Below are 6,044 nucleotides of genomic sequence, written 5' to 3'. Positions count from 1 at the left end.
CGCCGCACATCAGCCGACAGCCCCCCGCCGCGCGGCCCGCGCCGCCGTGGCGCCGCGATGCCGGGCCCTCCGATGCGGGGCCCTCGGATGACGGGTGCCGCGACAATGGATGCCGAGGTCCCCGAGGCCGATGTTCTGGTCGTCGGGTCCGGCCCGGCGGGGCTGTCGGCGGCGATCGCGCTGCGGGGCCTTGGCGTTGCGCGCGTGGTGGTGCTGGAGCGCGAGGACACCCCCGGCGGCATCCCGCGCCACTGTGCCCACCCGCCCTATGGCCTGCGCGAATTCGGGCGGCTGATGACCGGTCCCACCTATGCCCGCCGTCTGGTTGCCCAGGCGCGGGCGGCGGGCGTGGAGATCCGCGCCGCCACCTCGGTCACCGCGCTGCACCCCGGCGGAGTGGTCGCGGTGACATCGGACGCAGGCCCTGCGACATGGCACGCGCGCGCGGTGCTGCTGGCGACCGGGGTGCGCGAGGGCACGCGGGCGGCCCGGCTGATCGGCGGCACCAGGCCGGGGGGGGTCACCTCCACCGGGGCGTTGCAGGGGATGGTGCATCTGGCGGGGGTGGCGCCGTTCCGCCGTCCGGCGATCCTGGGCACCGAGATGGTGGCGTTCTCGGCCATCCTGACGTGCCGCGCACATGCCATCCGCCCGGTGGCGATGATCGAGCCCGGCCCCCGCACCGTCGCGCGCTGGCCCGCCGCGGCGCTGCCGCGCGCGCTTGGCATCCCCGTGCATTACGCCACCACCGTCGCGGCCATCGAGGGCGGCGCCCGCGTCACCGGGGTGGTGCTGGACACGCCGTCCGGGCGGCGGCGGATCGCGGCGGACGGGCTGATCGTGTCGGGCGGGTTCCGCCCCGAGGCCTCCCTGCTGGCCGGCAGCCACCTGGCGCGCGACCCCGCCACCGGCGGGCCGGAGGTGGACGCCCACGGGCGGCTGTCGGACCCGGCCTATTTCGCCGCCGGAAACCTGTTGCATCCGGTCGAGACGGCGGGCTGGTGCTGGCACGAGGGCCGCCGCATCGCGCAGTCCATCGCGCGCGGGTTGCGCGGGGCGTTGCCGCCGCCGGGGCAGGGGCGCATCCTGCTGTCGGGGCCGCTGGCCTATGCCACGCCGTTGCGGCTGTCGGACCCCGCGGGCGCGGCGCTGGACCGGCTGATCCTGCGGATGGCGCGGCCCGCGCGCGGGCGGCTGTCGCTGCGCGTCGCGGGCCACGAGGTCGCGGGCCGCAGCCTGTCGGCCCGCCCCGAGCGTCGGCTGTTCCTGCCGCTGCCGCCCGCCGATGGCCGCGCCGTCTCGGTCGTCTTTGACGAGGGTGCGGGATGAGCGCGCGCCCACGGTTCCTGGCCATCGACCAGGGCACGACCTCCACCCGTGCGATCCTGGTGGAGGACAGCGGCGCGCGCCTGCTGGGCAGCTTCGTCCACCGCCAGCATCATCCCGCGCCGGGCCATGTCGAACACGACCCCGAGGAGCTGCTGGCGCATGTGGCGGCGTGCCTCGATCTGGGGCGGGCGGCGGGGGCGCAGGCCGCGGGGCTGGCCAATCAGGGCGAAAGCTGCCTGGCGTGGGACGCCACCACCGGGCGCGCCCTGGGTCCGGTGATCGTGTGGCAGGACGACCGTACCGCCGCCACCTGTGCCCGGCTGGCCGCCGACGGGGCCGAGGCGCTGACGCTGGCGCGCGCGGGGCTGCCGCTGGATGCGTATTTCTCGGCGTCCAAGCTGGCGTGGTGCCTGGCGCATCTTCCGGGGGCGCGGGCGCTGGCGGCGGCGGGGCGGCTGCGGCTGGGCACGACGGACGCGTTCTTTCGCCACCGGCTGACGGGGCGGTGCGCGACCGACCCGACCACGGCGTCGCGTACGTCGCTGATGGATCTGGACCGGCTCGACTGGGACGCCGATCTGTGCGCGCTGTTCGGGGTGCCGCGCGCGTGCCTGCCGCCGATCGCGCCCACCACCGGCGATCTGGGAACCGCGCGCGGGCTGGCGCTGACGGCCAGCGTGGTGGACCAGCAGGCGGCGCTGTACGGCCACGGGGCGCGCGCGCCGGGCCAGGCCAAGGTGACCTTCGGCACCGGGGCGTTCGCGCTGTGCCCCACGGCGGCGCGGGCGGCGGCGGGGCAGGGGCCGTTGCCCACCGTGGCCTGGGCGCTGGCGGGTGCGGCGCCGGGCTATGCGCTGGAGGGGGGGGTCTATGCCGCCGGGGCGGCGGTGAACTGGGCGCGCGGGCTGGGGCTGTTTTCGGACTGGGACCAGATCGCGGCGTTCGACGGCCCGCCCGCCATCGCGCGCGGGGTGGTGTTCGTGCCCGCGCTGGCGGGGCTGGCGTGCCCGCATTGGCGGCGCGATGCGCGGGGCGGGTTCCTCGGCCTCGACCTGGGCTGCGGGCCGCGCGACATGGCCCGCGCGGTGCTGGAGGGGATCGCCTTTCGCACCGCCGAGGTGATCGAGAGCATCGCCGCGCTGCAGCCGCTGGACGGTGCGGTGCGCATCGATGGCGGGCTGTCGGGCAACCCGGCGTTCGTGCGGTTCCTGGCCGATACGCTGGCGCGCCCGGTCATCGTGTCCCACGAGGCGGAGCTGACGGCGGTGGGCTGTGCCGCGCTGGCGGCCCATGGCGCGGGCGCCGCGCTGGCCCTGGCGCCGGGCGGGCAGATGGTTGCGCCGGCCCCCCAGCCCGCCCACTGGCGCGCCCGCTTCGCCGACGCCCGTGCCAGCATCGCCGCCTATGGTGCCCCGGCGGATTGACGCGGCCCGTCGCGGCCCGTCGCGGGGGGGGGGGTTGATCGGGCTCAACTTTAGGTTAATGTTCCGGGCTGTCCGTTGAGTATTGGTGTCGGATGCCGGGCCTTGGGCCCGATCCGCCGCCGCGTGTGCACCGTTGCTCCGCCCCATTCCTGCACCGCGTTGGCCCTGTCGCCCCGGGGCCGCACAACAACGGGAGATGCCGCCGTGATGACCTGGGTGAGTGTGCTTGTGCTGGGTACGACCAGTGCGCTGGCGGGGACGGCGGGGGGCTGGGCGGTGGCGCGCTGGCTGTCGGCACGCGCGGCGGTCGGGCTGGGGCTGGCGCTGGTGTCGGGGCTGGTGGCGCTGGTGTGGGTGACCACCTATTCGCTGGATCACGACGGGCTGGCCTGGGCCACGCTGGGATCGATCGTGGTGCTTCCGGCCTCGGCGGCCTGTGCGACCATGGGCATGCGCAAGCTGCAACGCCGCCGCGCCCGCCGCAGCCGGGGTTGAGGGACGCGCCCCCCGCAGCGGAGGGCGCGCCGTGTGTCAGAAGCGCCAGTTGACCCCGGCCTGCACCGTCTGGATGCTGGTGCGCGATCCGGCGTCAAGGGTGGTGCCCAGGAACTGCTCGTTGATGATGTTCTGCGTGCCGAGACGGTAGTACCGGTACTCCATCCGCAGGGTCATGTTGTCGGCCAGCCGGGTCTCGATGCCCGCGCCGATGACCGGGCCGCTCTGCTTCCACTTGTAGCCGCCATCCAGCAGCGTGTCGGTGCCGGCGGTCGCCGACCCGCTGGCGCGGAACCGCGCCTGGCTGACACCCAGCAAGCCATAGACCATCGTGGAGTCCGACGTCATCAGGCCCACACGCCCCGCCGCCGAATAGATCGTGCGCGGACGCAGCTTGTAGTTGAAGCTGATGCCGTCCGCGTTGAGGTTGGCGCGGTTGTTGATCCCGGTCGCGGTGATGTCGGCCATCAGACCCATCACCACGGTGTCCGACACCGCAAAGTCATAGCCGCCCGACAGCGACACCAGGCCGCCCTCGCCGCCGAAGTCCGGCAGCCGCAGCGTGCCCAGCGTGGACCCGTTCTCCACGGCGCTGCCGCGCAGGCTGTAGTTGGTGCTGCCCGCACCCAGCGCGCCGCCGACCCAGGCCCCGGCCCATCCGTCCGACAGCCCCTGCGCCGAGGCCGCCGGCGCCATCGCCATCGCGGCCGCCAGAACCGGTGCGCCCAGTCCGATAAACCTTTTCATATCATACTCCTGTACACGGTTGTTAGCGTTACGTCCGATAGCGCAGGTGCCAGGGTGAAGAAAAGATGTGCCTCCCGGGGGGCATTGGTCGGGCGCCGAATGTGTCGGCCCGGTCACGTTCGGTGCGGCTTTTGGATACAACCCACGGCATGGGTGGTCGCGGTGGTCGTTCCCGCAGGGCGGGCAAGCCTGCGCCCGTCCGGTGTGCCAGTCCGGTGCGCCTGTCCGGTGCGCCCGTCCGGTGCGCCAGCACGACCGGCCGCACGACCGCCAGCACGACCCGCCGCGCGGCCAATGCGTGCGGTCAGCCCGCGCGGGCGTCCTCGCGGATCATGGCGGCGGCCTTCTCGGCGATCATGATGACCGGGGCCTGGGTGTTGCCCGACACGATGCGCGGCATCACCGAGGCATCGACCACCCGCAGCCCCGCCACCCCGCGCACCCGCAGCCGCGGATCGAGCACCGCGCCCGCGTCGGTGCCCATGCGCACGGTCCCCACCGGGTGAAAGATGGTGGAGGCGATCTGCCCCGCGCCCGCCGCCAGCTCCGCGTCGGTCTGGAAATCGGGGCCGGGCTTGAACTCCTGCGGGGCAAAGCGCGCAAGGGGGGGTTGCGCCATGATCCGGCGTGTCAGGCGGATGGCGCGGGCGGCGATCCGGCGGTCGCCCTCGGTGGAGAGGTAGTTGGGCGCGATCTCCGGGGCGCTGCGGGGGTCGGGGCCGGTCAGGCGCACATGGCCGCGGCTTTCGGGGCGCAGGTGGCAGACCGATGCGGTGATGGCGGGGAAGTCATGCGGCGCCTGGCCGAACGCCTCGAGGGTCACGGGCTGGACGTGGTATTCCAGATCCGGCGTCGCGACCTCGGGCCCGGAGCGGGCGAACGCGCCGAGCTGGCTGGGCGCCATCGACATCGGCCCGGATTGCCGCAGCGCGTATTCCAGCGCGATCATCGCCTTGCCCCACAGGGAATTCGCCATGGTGTTCAGCGTCCTGGTCCCGCTGACGCGATAGGCGCAGCGGATCTGGAGGTGGTCTTGCAAATTCTCGCCCACGCCGGGGATGTCGTGGGCGACCTCCACGCCCGCCGCGCGCAGCACCGCCGCCGGTCCCAGCCCCGAGACCTGCATCAGATGCGGCGAGCCGATGGCCCCCGAGGCCAGGATCACCTCGCGCCCCGCCGTGGCGCGCGCGGGGCCGCGGTGGTCGAACCGTACGCCGGTCACGCGGCGGCCGTCCAGCACCAGCCCCTCGGCCTGGGCGTGGGTCAGCACCGTCAGGTTGGGCCGCCCCATCGCGGGGCGCAGGAAGCCGCGCACCACCGACCAGCGCAGGCCGCGCCGCTGGTTGACCTGGAAATACCCCACGCCTTCGTTGTCACCGAGGTTGAAGTCCGCCGTTTCGGGCAGGCCCGCCGCCACCGCCGCGTCGCGCCAGGCGTCCAGCACCTCCCACCGCAGGCGCTGGGGTTCGACCCGCAACCCGCCGCCCGCGCCATGGGCGCCCGCGACGGCACCGGCGTGGTGGTCCTCGGTCGTCAGGAAATGCGGCAGCACGTCGTCCCAGCCCCAGCCGGTGCAGCCCATCTGCCGCCAGCCGTCGTAATCCGCCGCCTGTCCGCGCAGATACAGCATGCCGTTGATCGACGAACACCCCCCCAGCAGCCGCCCGCGCGGATACAGCAGGCTGCGCCCGCCCAGGGCCGCCTCGGGGGCGGTGCGGAAACACCAGTCGGTGCGCGGGTTGCCGATGCAATAGAGATACCCCACCGGGATATGTACCCAGTGGTAGCGGTCGGTGCCGCCCGCCTCCAGCAGCAGCACGCGGGTGGCGGGGTCCTGCGACAGCCGGTTGGCCAGCACGCACCCGGCCGAGCCCGCGCCCACGATGATGTAGTCGAAGGTCCCGTGATCGCGCATGAACGTCCCCCCTCCGGTCGTGGGGCAGTGTGGCCGGGGGCGCGGCGGGGTGCAAGGGCGCGGCCCCCGGTGGGTGTTCTCCGGCGCCTGTTCCCCTGTGGGTGGGCGCGCTGCGGGCTCGTCGTATCTCCGGC

5 protein-coding genes are annotated in these 6,044 nt (G+C 74.2%); 3 read left to right on the top strand and 2 right to left on the bottom strand.

Annotated features, from left to right (window positions below; all coding sequences use genetic code 11):
• Positions 1-105 precede the first annotated feature (105 nt).
• From CCR87_RS08520 to CCR87_RS08510, 3 genes are all read left to right on the top strand, one after another.
• The gene (locus CCR87_RS08520) at positions 106-1,329 is read left to right on the top strand and encodes an NAD(P)/FAD-dependent oxidoreductase (RefSeq protein WP_201157106.1); all 1,224 of its coding nucleotides are present in this window, start codon (positions 106-108) and stop codon (positions 1,327-1,329) included.
• Positions 1,326-2,753, top strand: a complete 1,428-nt coding sequence (locus CCR87_RS08515; RefSeq protein WP_201157105.1) for an FGGY family carbohydrate kinase — start codon at positions 1,326-1,328, stop codon at positions 2,751-2,753. The genes CCR87_RS08520 and CCR87_RS08515 overlap by 4 nt, the downstream gene beginning before the upstream one ends.
• Before the next feature lie 207 nt (positions 2,754-2,960).
• Positions 2,961-3,248, top strand: a complete 288-nt coding sequence (locus CCR87_RS08510) for a hypothetical protein (protein WP_201157104.1) — start codon at positions 2,961-2,963, stop codon at positions 3,246-3,248.
• 36 nt (positions 3,249-3,284) lie between these two features.
• Here the strand turns inward: CCR87_RS08510 and CCR87_RS08505 are convergent, their stop codons facing one another.
• Entirely contained in the window at positions 3,285-3,995 is a 711-nt protein-coding gene (locus tag CCR87_RS08505; protein WP_201157103.1) for an outer membrane protein, read from the bottom strand.
• A gap of 304 nt (positions 3,996-4,299) precedes the next feature.
• The gene (locus tag CCR87_RS08500; RefSeq protein ID WP_201157102.1) at positions 4,300-5,910 is read right to left on the bottom strand and encodes a GMC family oxidoreductase; all 1,611 of its coding nucleotides are present in this window, start codon (positions 5,908-5,910) and stop codon (positions 4,300-4,302) included.
• Positions 5,911-6,044: the final 134 nt, after the last annotated feature.

Origin of the sequence: Rhodobaculum claviforme (assembly GCF_016653255.1) — a bacterium.
GTDB lineage: Bacteria > Pseudomonadota > Alphaproteobacteria > Rhodobacterales > Rhodobacteraceae > Rhodobaculum > Rhodobaculum claviforme.
The sequence above is the reverse complement of the archived record's forward strand: the minus strand, read 5'-3'. Positions and strand labels throughout refer to the sequence as shown.